This window comes from Desulfocicer niacini, assembly GCF_054657595.1.
Genome location: NZ_BAAHYK010000066.1, coordinates 1 through 20,172, shown reverse-complemented (window position 1 = coordinate 20,172; position 20,172 = coordinate 1). Strand labels below are relative to the sequence as shown.

Sequence of the window (20,172 nt, the reverse complement as noted above, 5' to 3'; positions counted from 1 at the left end):
TATACCAGACAGAGGCGGTGCCATCTACTGCCATTATGAAATTGTTTTCTTGATCATGCCCCCCCCCTGTTCGCATAAGGCAGCACTGCATACTTGACTGCGCACCAATACCCGTGGAACCTATAAAAAGATATGCTCAACTATGAGCGGATGTCCGGTATAATACCCCATTTTTTGGGGGAGTAAAAATTTTAACCGCCTTATTTTTCAGGTGGTTGAATCCGGGATAAGATGCCCCGATTTTTCGTATTATCTTTTTCGCGGCTCACAACTGAGCCACCAGTTGACGGGCTGAAAATTCAGCCCGTCGATTCAAAGAGGTAGCCATAGACGACACTCCCCTGGCAGGCAGGCCCCAGGGAATGAAGATCCCCAGGGCAGTTAATAATAAATTCTTAACCCGGCTGTTGTGCCAGGTCAATAGCAAGACCACGTGTAATGCTCTGGACAAGATCCACCAGGGGCAAACAAACCCCGGCATTGATCCCGGCGGCCTGTGCCTTGTAAGCCCGGACAAAATCCCGACGCCACCATTTCAAATCGGCCACATGCACACGGGATGCCCAGGAGTGATACCGCCACTGCCCCTCCATCAAGTTCCTGGTGATGGGATCATCAAAATAAGGGATAACCAGAATTCCAAACCGGTGAAGATGATCCAGCACCTTCCCGGCTTCGATCTCCGCACGGTCTTCCATGGTAATTCTGCTGGCCACTCCATCCATGGCATTGATAATATCCGCAGTGGTGGGCATGGTATTGAATCTGTGTGTCCGGATAAGCTTTGTGGCTGACTTGCTCACTTGGTCAATGGTGTATTCTTTCATGGCTTCAAACCGCATGTCCAGCCCGGCACCGGTCAACCTGGCACCGGGATAGTTTTCAGCAAGCCCCATCATGATTTCCACAAATCTATCAAGGTCTTCATTGGTCATGACGTCCCCTCCTTTTGGCGAGAAATTCAGCTGCAGCTTGATAATTGCTATCCATTCTGGCAGAACCCGTTATGGTCCCGTTGAGGAACCTCCCGGCAGGCATGCCCCCGGCAAAGCCCCCAGGGGGAAACAAGGCAGGAGTAGTGGTTTGTTCCTGCATGGTTTCCAGATACCCGGTGGCCCACTTATTTTTCAAGGTCTTGTCCAGGTAGGCCTTGTACTGCAGGGCACCGCCCCGGACATTGGCAGAAGCATAAGCAATGGCCTCCTGTACCTCCAGGGGGGAGTATTTCTCCACTGCACGGTTGACAAGGGCCTTGATCATGGGTTGCTGGTGGTGCTCCGGGATGAGATCCAGGAGAGAATTTATATCTTCTGTGGCAGGGTATGACGACGACGGCGGCTCCAGGACTTCAACGTCAATGACTGGCTCCGCCGGGGCAGTAGTCGTTGTTACCCTCCGTCTTTGTTCTATATTAGTATTTATTACTGGGTCGGTTTCCTGATTGCGGTTTTCCTGACTCTGGTTTTTGTACCTGTTACTGGTTTTAACCTGGTTGGTTGTGTTCTGCTCCGGTGCCTCTTCGTGTATTAAAGGTTGCCTCAAATTTGAGGAAACCTCAAGGGGGAACGTTTCAGACGACACCCTTTCAGAGATCTGTTCCCGGGCCACTGCCTCTTCTGTTACCGGAGGGCTGCTCAGATTTGAGCATCCCCTCGTGATGGTGGCCTTCATAGAAGGGGCGGATTTCTTGTCCACCCCCTTGACCTTGGCCACTGCCTGTTCATAGATGACATACTCCGTCCCGGTGATCCTCCCGGCCTCATTCCTGACCACATCCCGGTGGATGTATCCGGCCCTCTCCAGTTCGGCAATGGATGAACGAACAGCGGTGCGGCCCTGTTTACCAGTCTTGACCATGTGGTTGATATTGAGGTTCCAGTTATCGGGCTTGGATAAAAGCCTGACCAAAGTGCCCAGGGCTTTATCACTGATCCGGTTATCATTGATCAGCTGGTTTGATATGACCGTGAATGTCTCTCTTTTCTCAGCTCTGATTATCATAGTTCACCTCCTGCACGGTGGCGGGTCCATGGTTCCTTTCTCCTACCCGGTAAGCATCAATCTCTTTTTTCAATGCCTCCCGCTCCAGCAGTAAGGCATCACGCTCTTTCTTGATCTCCAGAAGTTCACCACTGGGGCTTTCCAGCTCAGCTTCAATGACAAAGTCTTTCCAAAGGGAATGATATCTTTCGTTCAGAACAACAAGGTTGATTCTCCCGATACATCTGTGAAGGCAGGCCCCCAGTTCAAGAGCCCACCGGTGTTTGTCCTGAATCATTGCATCCATGATGTGGCCATATCGGTTGTAGTCCTCTTCCGGCAGCATATCAACCATGCCACGGAGCCTTTCAAAAAAGTGGTCAAACAGTACCGGAAGGCTTGTAATTTTGTGGTCCGCCGGTTCACAAGGATATCCAAGGGTGTACTCCACTGAATCATCTTGATAAGTGAGCTTTTTTAAAGAAGGCCTGTGATAAGCCACCTCAAAAAAGTCTATGCTGGTTTTGCTTTTGATGTCGTCTTGCATGAAGTTAGGCATGATTCGCCCCCTTCAATATAGCATCGGTCCTGGTGTGTTCATATTTGATAGTTCCGTCTGAAAGGCCCTCCTGCATGGAATCAAAAAGAAAATCGTGGGTGCAATCAATATACCGCATGGCCTTATCATATTCTTTTGGGTGATCAGCCCTCAACACCTGGATGGTTTCCATGACGGCTTGCATGGGACTTTTGCCCAGGGCACTTAAATGCAGTGTCCGGACCTTGGAGAGAATGTCTTCTGTGATGAGGTGGTTCATATTGTCAATGTCGGATAAACGAAACTGTGGAAGAACTTCTGTTTTTATCCACCTGCTGAATTCTTTGGCTTTGGAAGAGTCTGCCAGGTGGATAAGTTTGTCCAGGGCAGATTCAGAAATGATGGAGAGGACCATCTGTGTGTCGTCGTCAAATTCGCGTCCTTCAATGACATTCTTCTCGTTGGGCTTCAGGTATCCTAGGGATTCATGTAAATCAATGCCCAGGGTTTGGCAGACATCGGCGGTGACGAACCAAGTCTTGTTATCTTTTTGGACTGTTCGGATTTGGTGGTTCTGGAATTTAAAGGTGTGGGTGTGGCGGTGAGTTTCTTTCATGGTAGGGCTCCTTGTATAAGATTTAAGCCCTTTCCATTCGACCAAAAACAAAAAGGGCAACATGAGGGTTGGTCGACCGGTACAAGGAACCGGCACACCTTGCGGTGTCCCCCATGCTGCCCAAAGAAGGCGCATAGAATATAAAAAAAGCGTTCACATTTAAATGTAGACGCTTTCCGCGTCCTTGTAAACCGGCGACCAAACCGGTATCCCTGATTTTGCAGGGATGATTATTCATAAACTGGTGGTGGGTTTGTGTCAAGGGGAATTTTTATTCAACATTACTAATGTTATCATGAAAGTTACTTTCAACAGAACGAGTTTTTGCGTCTGCTGAAAGGCTTAGTTGCATTTTCAATATTGCTTGCCTAAATTAAGAGCTTTAGACAAACCGTAAAACACCTGATATTCCAAATCAGTTTTTACTTTAGGTGAAATGTTCGCGTAATTTCTTTCTCTAAAACACCAATGGATGTGGGACTTCCCATCCCTCGTTCGCTCTAAGTAGCAGAGTAGGTTTAAATCAAATAAGAATTGGAGAAAATTATTTTTAGAATTCATAAATTGCGGGAGATTTTTTTCTATAGAATTTAAGTAACCGCTCATTTCATCGTAGGCATTACTAAATATTTCATATGAGAACTTATCTTTTCCTCTCAAAAATTCAAAAAATTTCAAAAATATTTCATAATCGCCTTCTTCATAGTAGAATGAAAGTTGATCTTTTACTTCACCGAGCAAATAGTTTGAATAGGCGCGTTGAAAATTACTGGCTTCAAAGTCCTCGAGTGAAAACTCAGACTTCTCCTTATCTTCAGTAAATTGTTGTAACAGCGTCAACAATGTGACAATATCTCTTGGCCTATAATAAGACCACCTTAGAAAGTTGATGAATGATGTTGGACAATCATACTGATCGAATATATTGTTTGAATCCCAAGGGAAATAACTATCCCAGCATTTTCCAATTTCGTATTTACAACCATTTTGTTGTATAGTTAGCAGATGGTCCGCAACTTCAAATATTTTTGAAGACCTATGCCTAATATATTCAGTCTTCCAATCGAGAAATACAGAATTGTCTCTAATTTTTGCATTTTGGTTTTGAAGCCCTATAGACTCAAAGATATCAGGTCGAATAAGAAGAATCACTCGACAACGTCCTTTTCCTCCTTTGATCGTTGGGAAAAAATCGTTATTGACTTCCCAGACTGCATTTGCCAATCCTTTCACACACTCAAGATACTCTTTATAAGGAATGCCTGAGGGCCGAATGTCGATTCCATCAATAAAAAGCAGATAATTATTTTCAAGTCTTATCTGCTTTATTGCATCTTCAAATTTTTTTTGTATATAAAACAAATTTGCTTGGAATCTACTTTCGGTGAAGGTGAATGTTTCACTCTGCTCTCCCTTAACCTTTGCATATTTTGACAAAAGCTCCGCTGCCAACTTAGAATTTTGGACAAACTCTAATGCCTGTATGATTTCTGGTGAAAAGGCACTGTAATAGTATTCATCGATTGCATCATTAAGCGCAGTGAATTTACCAAAATTACTAAAGTTGAAGCTTCCGCCTTCATTTTCCTTAATTCGTTGACAAAAAAGAAGATAAATAATTACTTTCCAGATATTACTATAGTCTGATAATTGCAAATGTTTTTCATCTTTAAGAGTAATAAATTTTCTGTATTCAGTCTCTCTAATATATTTTATTTCAGACCTGTTGTTCCTATAGTCATTATTCGAAATATATACGGCATATGCTGTTTTTCCAGTTCCTTTTTCGCCAATTAAAAATGAAATGCCGGGGTCACAAAGATTGTCAACATATTCATTTTTGATGAATACCTTATTGAATCTTTGTTTGTTCTCACGTCTTTTATAATTTTGTGCGTCTGCAAATCCAAAATCGAGCGATTTTAATGATTTCATTTTATTCCTTTTCAATTTTTATCAACGTGACATAGATACCTATCTAACGTTTGAATCGGCGGTGTAGCTTTTTGCGTCAGTTGAATTTTACTGTTGGATGCGAGCATCAAATTTACGTAACAATAAACTCGAAAGGAACAAGGAGTGAATAGCATCAACTCGTTCCATTTCGTGGTTTCCATGAGCACTTGGATTCCTGATACCCAGAATTGCCCCCTGAAACAGATGCATATAGCCTTGCTGAATATTCATACCATCGACCGTTGAGGTATCTGCAAGAGGAATAACCGGATTTTCCTTAGAAAACGCACGAGTCATTAGCTTTGCACCATCAAGTTCGGTGTTTATTTCCTGTTTAAAGTGTTTTTTTACAATAACATTAACCTCTTTAAACGCAGCTTCGACAGAGTCAGAATAGAATTCTGCATCAAACCTTGGCTTTGCAATAGCAACAATCCTTGGGTGTAGAATGTCCCAAAAGTGAAACTCATGATTGTCCTCACTTACATCTGCATTTTCTATTCGGTTAAGGACTTCAGGTGTGATGTGGCAACTAATAAATGTTAGTGCATCAAAAGCATTTCCATCTATAGGGACGAAATCACATAAAGAAGTATAAAGATCGTTCATGCTTAACAGCTTTAAGTAGCTTTGCAGTGCGAGAACTCTACCTCTTATAAATGCATCAGTGGCCCACCGATCTTCCAATTCATCATTATATGTTTGATAGTTTATTTGTTCAGGAACTAATTCTTCAAGCAGACTTTTTAAATTTTTAATTCTTTGCTTATTCATATGTTTTCTCGTATGACATCTAAAAATTTACCAGACCCTAATCCCATACCCCCACCAAAAAACCATTGTGTCAAAGTCTAACACTCCAGAAAAATACCATTAACCGCCAATCAAATTCAATATCAGGTTGTCTGGGTTCCGTGGTTCCTTAGAATTTGGATTAACCAGGCAGATAGGACACACCAAGGGGATTTCCATGGATTCAAGATTAATCCCGAAATATAATTAATTATTTAAAGTGCCTGGAGTGTGTGAAAATGGGTTAAAACAAGCACAAGGTGAATTATGGCAATGACTTTTACATCGAGTATCTATTCGAAAATTAATAAATGGATCATCACTTTCGATAAATATGTTCACGTTGTAATCGTTTTCATTTAATATCGCACCGGACAACCATTCATCCAGCTCTTTGATTGCAGCCTTGAAACATAGACGTTCAATATGGTATTTGCAACATATTTCGAGAAGATTTTTATCACATGTATATACCATAGTGTTGACTGTAGTTCTTGCCCAAAGGAATATCTTAATGTCTACTGGATCTCTGGAAATTTTGCTTAAATCTTTATTCAGATCATTAGCCATCATTCCTTCCATTATTGCGTCTTCATCTGTGAAGACACTCTCAAATCGTCTACAATCAGGATTATAATTATTACATGGGGTCTCTTGATATTGTTGTGTAATTAAACAGATTGCCTCATCAGCGCAAGGCCCCAAATAATCAATAAGATTACATGTTGAGTCAAGTTGCCGCATCCTACCTACAAATGAAGCATCAATTAAAATGTATTTTGAAGTTTTATTCCCCAAATTGTAACTTCCTTGTAATAAAATTCAGCACATCTTCAGAATAGTCATCTTGAATTGTAGCCAATATTGCCGAATTTTGTTGTCTACAGTGATTCAAAAAAGAATATATGTTTTTTGCCCGATTGCTTGATTTGAACGCACTACAGTATTGTTTTATATGAGACCTAGTTGTTTTTTGGGGGAGTGATTCTTTTTCATACCAAGGCCTATTATCGCCCCACAAATCCTCTCGATTTTCCTGATAATCCATACGGTCAAACTGACTATTTTGATCTTTATTGCCTTGATAATCACTGGAAGGATATTGGAAGGTGGTTTTTTCATATTTCTTCTTTATGCCGTCACCAAGCTTGATAATATCAAATACAACATTTATAAAAACATCTACAGATGCCCCCCTAATGTCAATTAACCTTTGCATTTTATCATCATCTAAATTGGGCCATTTCTGTAAAATATATTTTTGGAGTGCATCAAAAGGCAATAAATAAAACTGTGCAAATTTATAAGCAAAAAATTCCGGTATTTCTTCAGGGGTATAATTCTCTCGATAGAGGTTCAGGAGAAAAATATCAATCGGCAGATCAAGGTGTCTATCAAATAACAAATGAGATATTTCGTGGCATAACGTGAATCTAATGCGTTGTGGAGGTTTGTTTTCATTCACGCAAATGGCATGGTGATCACCTAAAGATATCAAAAACCCATCAAACCCATTGCTCGCAGCTTTGATTGGTATTACAGGTATGTTGTAGTGTGAAATGAATTTTTCAGGGGTAGAATACTTTTTGCGCACAATTTCGGCAGCATTAGCTGCAGCAATCATAACAGCATCGGAACGACTATCTTTGATATTGCGTTTGAATTTATCAAGGACATTGGGTTTTATTTCTGGATAAGCGTGACAGATTGAAATAAAACTATCCTCTATTTGAGAAGCAAGACGTTGAACATCAAAATCAGCATTTCTAAATGACAATTTGGGCTTAGGATATTCCCGAGTGTATATTAGCCGAACTGGATTCACACCCATGATTTTACAGATCGCTGTTATATCGGGAATTCGAATCTCACTTTTACCTTCAAAATATTTAATAACTTTTTTCTTACTCAGTTTTACTTTTTGAGCTATATCATCAAGGGGTATGTTACGCCTGGAAAACTCGTAAGAAAGTCTTTCTGCTATGACTTCACGAATATTCAAGACTCTTCCCCCTTTCAATTTTAAAAACAGAAATTCAACTTTATTAAACATAATCCATCATCATGCTTTCCATATCCCCACCCAAAAAACATGTCAACAATTTTATTTAAATGTAACACTACGGGCTTTCCCTCATCATTCGGCCAGTAATTCTTTACCGGGTCGGAACAACCGGTGCCATAATTGAGAGTAAGGTCGAAAATAAAATCAGTGGTTTATTGAATCCATGGAGAACGTTTTCCCCCAGGCTGGAGGCAGGTTCCATACTGGCAGTAAGACGTCCCCCCGGCGAATCCGGTTTCATCGTCGGTCACTCCTTGGGGAACGAGGGCAATGATAGGCTGGCAGGAGAACACCGGAGAAGAGAGGGAAGGATCAATCAGGCACCCGGCACCCAGGAAGCGATAATCATCAACACTATAATACATTCCACGGCTATTCCCAGCAGACTGAAGGGGTCAACACCCGAACACCCGGCAAAGAAAAGACCTGCTCAGATTTGAGCCGATGTCCCCCGGAAAAGCACCGGGCAGGAGGGCTGGATGAAAGGATCTATCTCCATCGGTGATCATAAAGCCCCAGCCGACCTTTCTTCCCCCTGCCCGGTTCAATGAGTGCCTTGGCAATGCCCTCCGCATAGTCACAGCAATGCTCCGACCCTCCCAATGGATTACCCGGCACCTGGCAATGAGGTAATGAGAAAGAAGAGACCAGGCCCGCCACGCCATCTTCCCGGGTGATCACCTACAGGAAGGTTCTCCGCCGGTGGAGTTTGTTTCCACGTTCTCCACATTCTCCACGCCGACACCTCCAGCGCTTGATTCTGTGGAGTTTGTGGAGTTGTGGAGGAGATTCTCCACGCTCTGACACCCGCGTGGTTCCTGCCTTGTGGAGTTTGTGGAGAATGTGGAGGATTTTTCTTAAGGGATTTTGGTTTTCAGGTCACCTGGCAGGGAGGATGGACAGGATTATTCCCACTCCCCCGGGAGGGATGTCCGGCAAGGAGTAAAGGACATTTTTCCCGTCCCTCATTCTGCCGGGTGCTTTGTTCACCAATGCTGCTGAGTACGCATGCACCCACCGGATCGTAGCAACCCATCCCCAAGCCCAAGGGTATCTCCGGGTTAAGGAACGTCATGATGAGGCCTTCATCCCTGCCAGGTAAAATCCCTTGGCCGGCCCGGGAAAGCCACGCACATCACGATCTATGGCCACTTGGCAAAGGGGGGTGCGGTGGTAGCTTCCCCTCTCATTGGTGGAATTCGGGATCTTGGCCTGCCCCGGGTAAAACCTGCATCAGCGATTTATGCCTGCCCAGTGAAACACGCCCGCGGGTCAACATGGGGCTGGTACATGACATGAGGTTCCCGATCCAGCCCTCTTGGTCCCCGCGTCCAGGGAAACATGGCTGGCGTTCCTGGTGGGCTGACACAATGCAAGGCTGGTTCCTGAGTGGGGGGGGGCTGGTAGGAGATAATTTTACATTGACCGGGCTGTGTGCGCTGCTGCCGTGATTACAGGGGAGACTGGCCCGGCAAGGAAAGAGAGGGCTCATCTCGGAATATTTTTGAATTTGGCGAAGGTATTGTCTTAATCAAACATGTTTTTTACATCTTCCCACATTCGATCAAAGGCTCCTGTAACATGGTCCCATAGTTCTTGTATTTCTTCAATTGTCCGTCTCCATACGCTAAAAAAATATTCATACAAGAAACGTAAAGAAGCAGCAATTATAGCATAAATCAACACAAAAAAGCTCCACAGTGCAAGGAAAGGTGCAATAAGTGGGAAACCTGATGTTAGGAACGGGGAAATTTTATGGAATTCCGGTGCGTTGTATGTATCAATTCTTGGCCAACCTGAATAATTACCAAGAGTCTCTATTCGAACATGGATTTTATAAAGAATGAAATAACAACCCGTTCCAATTAGCAAATAAGCTTTTATTGGCCATAATAAAGAGTCTACTATTGTTGCTTTATCCGTGGTCATTATGATTTCTGCCTACCAAGTTCTAATAAGCTTTATGCAGACTTGTATATCATTAAAAAATGAAAGATATTTCGTTGAATTCCCATTTAATTTTAGAGATGATTCTTCCAGCTTTAAATTCCATACCCCGCACCCAAAACCATGTCAATGATTTTATTTAAATGTAACATAGCTGTTTTCTGTTCACCGGCCCCCAGTGCCTGCCCCGGCCGAACCATGATGCCATCCCATGCTGGTGCCCTGGCATCGCCTTTTACCACTTCCGCCTGCCCGGGAAATTCCCGCGTTAGTGCTCATGGCCACCAGGCAGAGGAAAGATAACCTTCTGGGCACCAAGGTGTTGAAAGGACGTCCACCTAAATCGCCCCATTTTCTCCAGCGCTCTGGCTGCCCAGCGCAAGACACCTGTTCATTAAAAATGGACGGCAGGCAGTATCTCCCCGGGCCTTGACCTGATCCGTGGCGCTCCCCGCATTGTTTTACTGTCAGGCTGTCGTGTTCGGCGGCTTCGATTCTGGCAGAGTCGGGGATGGATGGTCGGGAGAGTTCTATCAGGAGATTTTTTGAAAATTGTGAATGTCCACAAATTTGATTCCCATAGTGCTGAGCAACATTCATATAATTGCTACACATCCACGGTCTCAACCCATAAGCCCACTCCACTAATTCACCAAATTTGCCATGGGGACAATTTCCATCGGTAGGCAGGTAGTCTTCTCCTGCCCGGTCTGTCGGTCTGTCGATGGCAAACATGGTTAACCGGGGCTATACCTGCCCTTAAATGTGTCAGAGGGCTTTTCAAGGGTATTCAGTTTCCTATCCGTGTTTTATAATTGAGCGGTAAGCACTTAATCCGACAGTCAGTGCTCCCTTGGTCCGAATAAGCCCCAGGACTCGGACTTCCGCTCGGACTAAACCTCCATACCCATCATCTGGCCCGTGTCCATCCACCCTTGATGTTCCAGAGTTTGTATCTCCCGCCTGATCCGGTCCCAAGTCTTTTGGTGCATCCCCTTCGGCTTGAAGATGGGCAGTGGGTTTGCTGCTCCCTGCTTGGCTCCTATCTTTTTCCAGAGTTTATCGGCCTTGCTGAAAAGCCTGTCCCGGTCAGTCTCACAGGTGGATGTGTAGGCCAGTCCATAACACACCCGGCAGGAGAAGTGTTTGCCGGCACCGTAGATGACTGCACACCGGCGGCCACAATGAGGACAGCGCCACCATGGCCGTTTTCCGCCATAATTACAAGGGGTCCAGTCAAGGGGGATCTTCTGCTCTACTGATTCAGACTTTCTGTGGGTGTACTTCAGGAGTACATGGTCTTCCCGGGCTTCGGCCCCTATGCTTGCGTATTCACGGCCACCGATGGACCAACACCATGAAAAAAACTTTCCAGGGATAAGGCAATCTGCTCGGTGCAGTCTCCGGATATCCAGGGGAAGGGCATCCTCACACTTCCGCTTCCCATAACCCCGGTTTGATCTTGACCCTGATCCCCATCCGCCCATGGCCCACTCCTCCATTTTTTTTATCCGAAATCATTAAGCAAATATAGCATTTCTAAGCCATTAAGACCCACTTCTTTACGGTCACATACTTATGGGTCCTTTGAAGCAAAAGTACTGTCAGTCCTATGTTTCAGCGTTTTTATTGACATGTTCCACGACTTCAAAAAACACATTCTCAAAAATTGCGGAGAGAGAGAAAGTGGGGCACACTCCGGTCTATCCTTTACAGCTCCGGACTTTTGCCCCCCGGCCCCCTTTTCATATGTCGTTCCACCGTCTCCTCCCACATCTGCCCGCATGACATGCAAACATAACCGGATTCCCGGCGGTACCGACTTATGGGGTCCACCCAGATCACCACCAACTTACCCCCACAATCACACCGGCCCCAGACATCGGCCCCTGGCCCAATCCACCGGCGGTACCCTGGCAGGCACTTGTCCGGACGGCATTCTTTATACCCACGTTTTGCGCAATTGCTACAGCCCTTCAATTTTTTTGACAAGTCCCTGACGCTCAATCTATAATTTGTTTGATGAAACCGACAAGGAAATCAACCAAGAAAGAGATTCTGGCAGCCGTCGTGTCCATGGCCTTTACGACATACATCATCACCATGATTGTACTTCAGGAATTCTTTTCCATTGAGTATGCCGAAAAGCTTAATGGCTTTTTGCTGCAATGGATCGTAAACCTTGCCATGTATCCAGGCATTGTTATAATTGCCGCCGGAATCATAGCTGTTCTTGTTGCGCCTGTTCGACGGCGACGTTAATCACCGTCTTGAAGAAACTCCACCCATTCTCATAGCGGTACCGGTTTGTGAAGGTTCATCCAGGTCACCACCAGCCGTCACAACGGCTCAGACATCAGGCCCCAGCCCCCGGCCTTCTCCACCACCGACAGTGCTTTGTTGTTCCCTGTGTTGCCACAATTACCGCCTGAATTCACAATATTTTTTTAAATGGGTCAAATGCTCCATTGCGCTTCTCTGTCTTTTTCCGTATTATTTCAATAACTATTTCAATTATGAATCGTCATTCATTGCGAAAACGGAAGTAAGAAATTTTGACCATGAGCGGGAAAAGACCGCGCTGCACTGACCCCTACTAAAATTATATTCCAGGAAGGACCCGCGTTAGCCCAGGAGGACATGACACCAGTTCATAGAGCCACCCGGTTCTTGGCATCCTGAATCTTAACCCGCATAAAAACAGATATGAGCAAGGCCATGCAATTGGCTGCATCCTCTTTGAGTTCCCCGGTATCCTTCGGCATTCCGGCATGATCATATTCCAGGTGGCACCCCCGGCAGGCGAAACCGCCGGCACCTGATTCAATGGCCTGGTCCAGGCATCGGCCATAATCCTGGCACCAGACATTCCGGACACCAAACTTGCTGTGAGTCACCACCTTTGTTCTCATGCTGTCCTGATTCCCTCTTTCTCATAAACACCAGCCCGTACCCCGGCCCCATGCTCCAGCACCCCCACAAGGTGATCATAATAATCATGAATCACGACCTCACTTTTCCCAGGGGCAGGACGTAGCACCCGGCCAATGTATTGAATCAGGCGACCACTGAACTTGATGGGAGTCCCCAAAAAAAGGGATTCAAGCGCGGGTAGGTCATACCCCTCACCGATCAACTGCCCGGTGCATATCAGCGTTTTAACCCCATCATTTTGAATATCTCGGGTGACTTTCTCACGGTCTTTCCGTGACATCCCGCCGGTAAGAACATGGGCCTCGATGCCGTGGGCCTCCTCCAGGATATTGGCCAGCTGGTGGCAATGGGCCTTCCGGTCAGACAAAACAAGCTTGATACCCTGGCAGGTTTCCCCAGCAACGTCGCTGCAAATCTGGCGGTTCCTGGCGGTGTTCTGTGTCAGTTCGGATAAAACCTTGCTGTACTCTTCCGATGGGTTGAGACAGGTGTCAAAGTCCGTTTGGTGCCAGATCACCCGAGCGTTGCAAAGATGGCCCAGATTCAAAAGCTCGGCCTTGTCCACCTGGTGGCGGCGGTCCCCCAGGTACAGGAAGATGACCCGGCCCAGACCATCCCGACGGTAGGCGGTGGCGGTCAAGCCCAAAAGATACTTGGCATCAGTGGCGCTCACAACGTCGGTAAAAGTCTTTGAAGGAGCCCGATGGACTTCATCACAAACCACCTGCCCGAACTGTCCCTTGATCTCATCAGGCCGTCTGCACAAAGTCTGAACCATGCCCACGGTGATCCGGTCCCCCAGGGTGAACTTGCCTCCCCCGATCTGTCCCACTTCTCCGGAGGGGATGCCCAGAAAAGATTCTATCCTGTCAATCCACTGGTGAAGGAGTTCTTTGGTATGGATAATTATCAAGGCCCGTTGGCCCCTGGCGGCAATTATGGCCAATGCCATGACCGTTTTCCCTGATCCTGTACCAGATTCCAAGACACCATGGTGGGTTTCAAGCATGGTGTCCACGGCCACTTGCTGGAATGGCCTCAAGGTTCCATGGAATTGAAAGGCCGCTGGTGCTTCCACCCGGTTGTCAATGATGGAGATATCCACGTCCTGATCCAGGCAAATATTATAAGCCGTGGCTGCAAATCCTCGTGGTACTTCCAGGCCCCCAGGGATCTCCCGGTAAAACCGGAGTTTTTTATCAATGGCCCCGGTGTATCTGCCTGCCTTCTGTGCATCGGCATATTTGGGGTTATCCATGGTGAGCGGGACCTTGATTTTGTTCTGTGCCCCAAATCCAAGCCCAATGAGTTTGATGTTGTTTTTGATCTCAAATTTCATTATCATTTTCCTTTCCAAGCCTTCCAGGGTTGCCGCCCATATGGAAGGCGGTGTTCTATGTTGACCCGGCATTGATTCCCGTCTTTGCCGGGTATTTATTTTGTAAAATCCCCGTCACGCACCGTCACGTTTTGCGTCACGTTTTGTCATGTTTGGTCACACTTTAAGCGTCCGTCACGTCACGTTTCCTTTAGGAACGTGACGGACGGGACGGTGTGACGCGTGACGCCTACCCAAAAGAGATATACTCACCCTCAAGCTTGATCCTTTGTTTTTGTGAAAGAGATTTTTTAATCCGGTGCCATGATTGCCTGACCATGCCCTTGTTGTGGCAAGCTGTGCGCCAATCATCAATAGTGACTCTGGCATTGTCGGGATTAAACCCTCCCTGTTCCAAAGTATGACGTTGCTTTTCATAAAGATCTCTTAGTGCGTCTATACCTACGGCTTGCCACTTACCTTGGCTGGCTGTCGCTCTGGGGGTTAATTCTTCATATGTCGTATTATTCAACACAGCGCTTGTTATCTGTTCCCCGTCTTCATCTTTGAAGGGTAACTCAACCGTTGCCAATTTGAACGCCATAGGGTCAGGGATGGCGCTATCTTTCATTTTGGTAGCTTCAACCCTGATAGTTCCCTGTTCATCTTTTTCAAGCCGGTATTCAGCATCAAGAGCGCCTTTCAAAGCCATGGCCCCACGTCCCCGGCTTTTATCCCCATGACCGGTATGGTGAACCAACAGAACACAAGCCTTATTAACTCCCCGTATAAGATCCAAGTTCTGGACAAATGAGTTCATATCCTTGGTACTATTTTCATCCCCTGGTCCAAAATTACGGGCAACCGTGTCAATTATTATCAGGGCTGGGTCTCCATGAATTTCAGAAATGTGCTTGATTGCATCAACAACCCATTGGGCTTGATCTTGCTCACACAAAATTCCTGGCATCAGGGATATAAAAATGGGGGCTTCATCCAAATCAAATAAATGTCTAACGCCCCAGGCCATAAACCGACGTTTAATTCCATTTTGTCCTTCTCCAGCAATATAAATCACCAACCCTTGACTAACTTTCATACCGTGAAAGTTTTTACCCGTGGCAACGCTGCAAGCGATATCAATAGCAAGGAATGTTTTTCCCCCTCCTGGATCACTAAAAACCATTGCCAAGGTATCTTTTTCAAACAAAGGTTTGATTAACCAATCTGGCTTTTTGAACTCTATCTCTGACAGACGTTTAAGTTGAAATTTTGCTTTGTTCTGGAGCACTTCCGCTGAGCATGTCTTTTGGATTTTGTTGAGCTGTTTCAACAAAGCCTCAACATCAGCCCCATTCGATGCACTATCAAGCAAACGTGCCGCATCCGCTTGCAGTTGCCGTCGCATGGCACAATCCATGATAATTTTGGCATAAGCCCAAGCATTGGTTGCAATAGGTGCGGAGTCAGCGATTTCTGAAAGATATGCGGCCCCTCCAACTTGCTCCAGTTCCCCGAATGCTTGCAGGGTGGTTGCCACCGTAACCAGATCCACTGGTTCATTCCGATGAAACAGGAAGGCCATGGCTCGGTATATTTTTTGATGAGCGTGGTTGTAAAAATGCTCTGGCTTCAACTCAATGCATTTTGAATAAACGCTGTTGTCAATGAGTAATGCAGAAATTAAAGATTGCTCAGTTTCCCGGTTAGCACTTGGAGCCCTCAGAGTTGCTTCTGAATTATTCATAGATCTCCTTGGCAGGGAGAAATCCAGGTGCCGCCATTTTTCTTTTGTGCCGTTCCGTCATCTTTAAACACGACTTCGATGTCTGCTTGATTTGTTATCGAAAAATTGCTACTTTTTTCATACATCGGTTTCGCCCCATTATCTGCCAGTGGTCTCGTCCAGGCCACGGGCTCCCCCATAATTCATTCACATCATCTGTGCCCGACGTTCCAGGAAACCCACTACTTCATGAACAGGGTAACAGACTTTCCGCCCGACCTTAAAACGGCCTTTGATGCCTTCCGCATCCGGGTCAGAATCAAGACAAGCCGCATATTTGGGGCTGATAAGTCCCCCGGTAGCGTTAAGGATGTTTTGCCGGGTAATAAATCCACAGGGGTTGTTTTTTATAATTCCGGTGAAATCCGGTTTTTTGGCTTTATTGGATTCTTTCATTTTTATCTCTCTCCTTTACGTTGTTGCTGATTGATTCTTTTTCGTAAGGATAACAGGCTGAAATAAAAACAAAAACCCTCATAAAATACCATTGGGCGAAATTTTATATTTCAAGGGGGTCAAAATACAAAAAAATGTATTTTAAAGGGGTCAAGGCATGAAAAAATAATTTTTCGGTGGGTGTTTTGAGGGGGTCAAAATATAAAAATTGGTATTTTGAAGGGGTCGGGGATAAGAAGGGCTGTTATTCTTGTAGAGAAAATAACAGCCCTTTATGTAGACATTATTTTTTTATTTCTGTATTTACATCTGGCCATATGTTATCTGGCATAGGCTCGTTTCTACTACCTGAACCTGAATTCTTTGCATTATCTGGGATAGAATTCCACAATTCGGCAAGAACAGTCTCTTTATTTTTCATATCAGGGAAATGGTTAGCTAAAATCCCCCGTATCCGGGATTTGATAACTCTTGATTGACAAGTATCAATCCAATGCCCAATTAACACAGCTGCCTTTAATGATTCACTCCACCGCTCCTCTGTGAGCTTCAGTCTCCCAAACTCTTGGCGCTCAGTTTTTGTTAAAGGAAGGTACTCATCCTCTGCATCCTCGTTTCTATTAATTGATTGTTTTTCGGATCTTAACTGTTCAAGCTCCTTCCTTTCATCTCGTGACAGCGGGTTTTCCATTGAGCTGCCTCTTATAGCTTGTTCAGCAAGGTGTGGGAATTCATCCTCTGCCTGATGAATTTCTTTCATGCTAAAGTAGAGTTGCTTAACTTCATTCTCGATGAAATCTCCCTCAAGGAACCCTTTCACAACAAACTTTTCTTCAGTGAAGTCACAGGTTGATTGATGATCAATCGGGTTTCTCCTTGGACATAACAACGGAGCATTATGATTATAACCAGAGTCGTCAGTATGATATATTATTTCTTGTCCGATAGTAACAATATCTGTTGGGGTGACGTCTTGCCAACGGTTTAAAAGCTGCTCTCCAGTTATCCACTTGTAAGTTGCTTTAGGTTTTGGTTTTTCCCCCCAAAATAGTGAAGTGCCCCTATAACCTCCATCGTTTGTTTCATAAAAAATTAATCCGCCTGGAATATGATAATCGTTGTCTTGCGCCCACTTTAAAGCTGACAGTGGTTGTATACGCACTCCCTCTTTCAGACTTTGATCTCTAATAGAGATGGTTTTGATATGTCCGGAATCAATGGCTCTGGTAATTGCTTTTTTTATAAATTCAGGCGTATCGCTTGAGTTGTACGAAAGGATTTCTATAAGCTCTTCCATATTCCAATGCGCCAATTTTTTATAATTTGAATAATCATCATTTCTTTTTGTAACGGTTTCCATAAACTGTCCCCTGTAACAGTACCTGATTAAAAAGAATCATGGGGAAAGCGGCTCAGGATTGCCGCCTTATCAAACCGGGTAATTAATCCGGTTCTATCCCCATGAATATCAATCACTTTATCATTGGTTCATGATATCCTTTAAACCCAGAACATCACCGTTTTTGACCGGGTCTGCCTTCTGGAAAATGGCCCCCAGGGTATCAGCTGCCCGACGGTTCCGATCCGGGGCAAGGTGGCTGTACCGCTCGGTCATGGTCAATGAGGCATGGCCCAGGAGTTCTTTGACTTCATAAAGGCTTATCCCTTCCATCACAAGCCAGCTGGCGAATGTATGGCGCAACGTGTGGAAGGTAACCCGTTGCCGCCGGTCGGTGATACCATTGTTGAATCCGGCTTTCTGTACAGCATTTCTGAATGAATTTGACATGATCTTAATTTTTCCCCCGGTTCTGGCAGGAAATACAAGTTCCCCATTTGAGCTCGGTCCCATAGCGGCCAACGAGTTTTTCACATCGTCAGTCATTGAAAGGGTTCTGGTCTTGCCTGACTTGGTATCCAGAAGAGTGATTAACCCATGCTCCATATCAACGGCCCCCCATGTCAATGAAAACAGTTCCCCTGCTCTCAGACCACAATGGAGAGATACCAACGCCATATTATGAACCTGTGGACTCATCACTTTTAACAAATCAAGTAAATGATGGGCTTCTTCCAGGGAAAGGAACCTGACTCGTTTATTGTCATATTTGGGCTTCTTCACCTTGCTGGTGGGGATATCTCCTACATGGTGCCCGGTACTTTCTGCATATCGGAATATTTGCCCCAGGGTGGTTAAGGCATACTCAAGAGTGCGGAGAGATTTCCCGGCATCCAGCATGGCTTTTTTCAATCGCTCAATATCAAAGGTGGTAATATCTTTGAAAGGCTTCTCTCCGATAGTTGGCTTTATCCAGAGTCTAAAAAGTTGTTCCTCGGTGGCGTGGGTTTTTTCTTTCTTTTCTGTCTGAATCGCTGGGTAATAGATGGATTTAAAAAAAACTTCCAGGTTCATTGAATCTTTGGCTTCTTGTTCTTGCTGTTCTTTCTCCAGGCACTCTTGCTCTTTCCGATGCTCATCTGCTTCAACTTGCTTCTTACGATGGGTAGCACCCCCCGCCCCGGTCTTGGCCTCATCTTTTAATTCGTTCATTCGGACAATGGCTTTATCAAGGGTCCATCCCTCTGATGCCCACCCCAAACCAGAATTGATTCTTTTCCCATTGAATTGAAACCGTGCAGTAAAGTAAAGATCTGGTTTAATGCCATGTTTTCTGGTGGGATGTTTTTTGACCTTGATTCCCCGGTAGACTGTTTCCCATTTTTCTTTTGCCATATTCTCACCCCGTGGAATCTTTGCCCACTTTTTGCCCACTTTTTAGTTGAAAACAGTGGTTTTTGAAAGAATCTAAAAGAAATAAGACAAAGCGATATTAGAGATAAAGGCTTGAATTGTCAAGATGTTAAAGCACGAAAAAGAACTTAAAGGAAAGTATGGACAACTGACTCTTAATCAGTAGGTCGAAGGTTCGATCCCTTCACGGCCCACCACTTAAAAATCAAGGGGTTACAGCCAATCGGTTGTAACCCCTTTTTGTTTGATTTTTTCATCTGTCCCCACATAGTCCCCACTTTTCTCTCTATGGGGACAAAATGGGGACTTAAAATACAGGCATCATCACTCACTTCATGAATAAATATTTATCCAATATCTGACCGGGCAGAGTAAATAATTCTTTTTCTCCAGCTGCCCCCGGTCAACCGTTCCGTCCCTTTGCCCAGGTCCCCGGAAGGTGTCGGTGAAATGAAGGCCCCTGAAATAGCCCAAATCTCTGGAGCCTATGGCCTATGGTTTTGGTAACCGCTTGATTAACCATATTGTGTGCTGTATCAGATCAGCAGTGGGGTGGGTCCCTTTTTATGAAGGCTAAAAACTCCGAAATGTTAGCAAAAATTAGCATCTTAACCAGCACTGCTCAGGTGTGGGTAAATGGTTTCGACTGCTCAATTTTGAGCGGTGGAGGAGATGCTGTGCAGCAACCTGGCGGCGCGGATCGGCAGGACACCGTTCACAGAATCCACGCATCCAGGAAGGGATGGCAGGCTGGGATATATTACCGGTGATGCCGGCTGCTCAAATCTGAATAACGGTCAACACCCTATGGTTTACTTAGGTCGTCATGGGGAAAGCTGGCACACCGTTATGGTGCATCGGCACCTTGGGGCTCTAAAAGTCAATCCAAATTTGGATGCGCTGATTTTGATATTCTCCCAGGGTACGTGTGGTGCATCTGCATTTGAAAAAGATGCCCTTAATTTTAAGGAGATGTGACCAACTCTGGGCAGATGTCCGACACCACGCCCCCAGATCACCAGGCAATGGGAAGAGGGATTACAGTTTTTCGGACCACATTATCATCCTGCCAGGTACAGGCACCATATTCAG

Annotated in this window: 22 protein-coding genes; 2 read left to right on the top strand and 20 right to left on the bottom strand. The window is 45.1% G+C overall.

Features of this window, described 5'->3' with window-relative positions; genetic code table 11:
- Nucleotides 1-395: 395 nt before the first annotated feature.
- From ACYQ2M_RS22745 to ACYQ2M_RS22685, 13 genes are all read right to left on the bottom strand, one after another.
- On the bottom strand, nucleotides 396-935 hold the full coding sequence (locus tag ACYQ2M_RS22745; RefSeq protein ID WP_459918693.1) for a hypothetical protein: 540 nt from the start codon (nucleotides 933-935) through the stop codon (nucleotides 396-398).
- The gene (locus ACYQ2M_RS22740) at nucleotides 925-2,001 is read right to left on the bottom strand and encodes a hypothetical protein (protein ID WP_459918692.1); all 1,077 of its coding nucleotides are present in this window, start codon (nucleotides 1,999-2,001) and stop codon (nucleotides 925-927) included. The genes ACYQ2M_RS22745 and ACYQ2M_RS22740 overlap by 11 nt, the downstream gene beginning before the upstream one ends.
- Entirely contained in the window at nucleotides 1,985-2,539 is a 555-nt protein-coding gene (locus ACYQ2M_RS22735) for a hypothetical protein (RefSeq protein WP_459918691.1), read from the bottom strand. Before ACYQ2M_RS22735 ends, ACYQ2M_RS22740 begins: the two co-directional genes overlap by 17 nt.
- Nucleotides 2,532-3,134 (bottom strand): BRO-N domain-containing protein, encoded by a 603-nt coding sequence (locus tag ACYQ2M_RS22730; RefSeq protein WP_459918690.1) that lies wholly within the window; start codon nucleotides 3,132-3,134, stop codon nucleotides 2,532-2,534. The genes ACYQ2M_RS22735 and ACYQ2M_RS22730 overlap by 8 nt, the downstream gene beginning before the upstream one ends.
- A 354-nt stretch (nucleotides 3,135-3,488) precedes the next feature.
- Nucleotides 3,489-5,069 (bottom strand): P-loop ATPase, Sll1717 family, encoded by a 1,581-nt coding sequence (locus ACYQ2M_RS22725; RefSeq protein WP_459918689.1) that lies wholly within the window; start codon nucleotides 5,067-5,069, stop codon nucleotides 3,489-3,491.
- An 87-nt stretch (nucleotides 5,070-5,156) separates the two neighbouring features.
- Complete coding sequence (locus ACYQ2M_RS22720) at nucleotides 5,157-5,864, bottom strand: TIGR02391 family protein (protein ID WP_459918688.1); 708 nt, start codon at nucleotides 5,862-5,864, stop codon at nucleotides 5,157-5,159.
- Between the two features lie 225 nt (nucleotides 5,865-6,089).
- Nucleotides 6,090-6,680, bottom strand: coding sequence for a hypothetical protein (locus ACYQ2M_RS22715; protein ID WP_459918687.1), 591 nt, complete (start codon nucleotides 6,678-6,680; stop codon nucleotides 6,090-6,092).
- Nucleotides 6,670-7,935, bottom strand: a complete 1,266-nt coding sequence (locus tag ACYQ2M_RS22710; RefSeq protein ID WP_459918686.1) for an XRE family transcriptional regulator — start codon at nucleotides 7,933-7,935, stop codon at nucleotides 6,670-6,672. The genes ACYQ2M_RS22715 and ACYQ2M_RS22710 overlap by 11 nt, the downstream gene beginning before the upstream one ends.
- 164 nt (nucleotides 7,936-8,099) lie before the next feature.
- The gene (locus ACYQ2M_RS22705; protein ID WP_459918685.1) at nucleotides 8,100-8,312 is read right to left on the bottom strand and encodes a hypothetical protein; all 213 of its coding nucleotides are present in this window, start codon (nucleotides 8,310-8,312) and stop codon (nucleotides 8,100-8,102) included.
- Between the two features lie 124 nt (nucleotides 8,313-8,436).
- Nucleotides 8,437-8,628 carry a hypothetical protein gene (locus tag ACYQ2M_RS22700; RefSeq protein ID WP_459918684.1) on the bottom strand — a complete coding sequence of 64 codons (192 nt, stop codon included), beginning with the start codon at nucleotides 8,626-8,628 and terminating at the stop codon, nucleotides 8,437-8,439.
- Nucleotides 8,629-8,821: 193 nt separating this feature from the next.
- Complete coding sequence (locus tag ACYQ2M_RS22695; RefSeq protein WP_459918683.1) at nucleotides 8,822-9,022, bottom strand: hypothetical protein; 201 nt, start codon at nucleotides 9,020-9,022, stop codon at nucleotides 8,822-8,824.
- Between the two features lie 452 nt (nucleotides 9,023-9,474).
- Entirely contained in the window at nucleotides 9,475-9,876 is a 402-nt protein-coding gene (locus ACYQ2M_RS22690; RefSeq protein ID WP_459918682.1) for a hypothetical protein, read from the bottom strand.
- A gap of 911 nt (nucleotides 9,877-10,787) precedes the next feature.
- A complete protein-coding gene (locus ACYQ2M_RS22685; protein ID WP_459918681.1) occupies nucleotides 10,788-11,381 on the bottom strand; it encodes a hypothetical protein in 594 nt (197 codons plus the stop codon).
- Between the two features lie 535 nt (nucleotides 11,382-11,916).
- Here ACYQ2M_RS22685 and ACYQ2M_RS22680 point away from each other — a divergent pair.
- A complete protein-coding gene (locus ACYQ2M_RS22680) occupies nucleotides 11,917-12,156 on the top strand; it encodes a hypothetical protein (RefSeq protein WP_459918680.1) in 240 nt (79 codons plus the stop codon).
- A gap of 389 nt (nucleotides 12,157-12,545) precedes the next feature.
- Here the strand turns inward: ACYQ2M_RS22680 and ACYQ2M_RS22675 are convergent, their stop codons facing one another.
- The 7 genes from ACYQ2M_RS22675 to ACYQ2M_RS22645 all read right to left on the bottom strand — a co-directional run bounded on the left by ACYQ2M_RS22675 (nucleotide 12,546) and on the right by ACYQ2M_RS22645 (nucleotide 19,062).
- Nucleotides 12,546-12,806, bottom strand: a complete 261-nt coding sequence (locus ACYQ2M_RS22675) for a hypothetical protein (RefSeq protein WP_459918679.1) — start codon at nucleotides 12,804-12,806, stop codon at nucleotides 12,546-12,548.
- Complete coding sequence (locus ACYQ2M_RS22670; RefSeq protein WP_459918678.1) at nucleotides 12,803-14,167, bottom strand: DEAD/DEAH box helicase; 1,365 nt, start codon at nucleotides 14,165-14,167, stop codon at nucleotides 12,803-12,805. The genes ACYQ2M_RS22675 and ACYQ2M_RS22670 overlap by 4 nt, the downstream gene beginning before the upstream one ends.
- Before the next feature lie 229 nt (nucleotides 14,168-14,396).
- Entirely contained in the window at nucleotides 14,397-15,893 is a 1,497-nt protein-coding gene (locus tag ACYQ2M_RS22665; RefSeq protein ID WP_459918677.1) for an AAA family ATPase, read from the bottom strand.
- Entirely contained in the window at nucleotides 15,890-16,060 is a 171-nt protein-coding gene (locus ACYQ2M_RS22660) for a hypothetical protein (RefSeq protein WP_459918676.1), read from the bottom strand. The genes ACYQ2M_RS22665 and ACYQ2M_RS22660 overlap by 4 nt, the downstream gene beginning before the upstream one ends.
- Before the next feature lie 19 nt (nucleotides 16,061-16,079).
- Entirely contained in the window at nucleotides 16,080-16,328 is a 249-nt protein-coding gene (locus tag ACYQ2M_RS22655) for a hypothetical protein (protein WP_459918675.1), read from the bottom strand.
- 283 nt (nucleotides 16,329-16,611) lie between these two features.
- Nucleotides 16,612-17,688 carry a hypothetical protein gene (locus ACYQ2M_RS22650; protein WP_459918674.1) on the bottom strand — a complete coding sequence of 359 codons (1,077 nt, stop codon included), beginning with the start codon at nucleotides 17,686-17,688 and terminating at the stop codon, nucleotides 16,612-16,614.
- Nucleotides 17,689-17,808: 120 nt separating this feature from the next.
- Nucleotides 17,809-19,062 carry a tyrosine-type recombinase/integrase gene (locus tag ACYQ2M_RS22645; protein ID WP_459918673.1) on the bottom strand — a complete coding sequence of 418 codons (1,254 nt, stop codon included), beginning with the start codon at nucleotides 19,060-19,062 and terminating at the stop codon, nucleotides 17,809-17,811.
- Between the two features lie 690 nt (nucleotides 19,063-19,752).
- On the opposite strand from ACYQ2M_RS22645, the gene ACYQ2M_RS22640 reads away from it, so the two are divergent.
- Entirely contained in the window at nucleotides 19,753-20,058 is a 306-nt protein-coding gene (locus ACYQ2M_RS22640) for a hypothetical protein (protein ID WP_459918672.1), read from the top strand.
- Nucleotides 20,059-20,172: the final 114 nt, after the last annotated feature.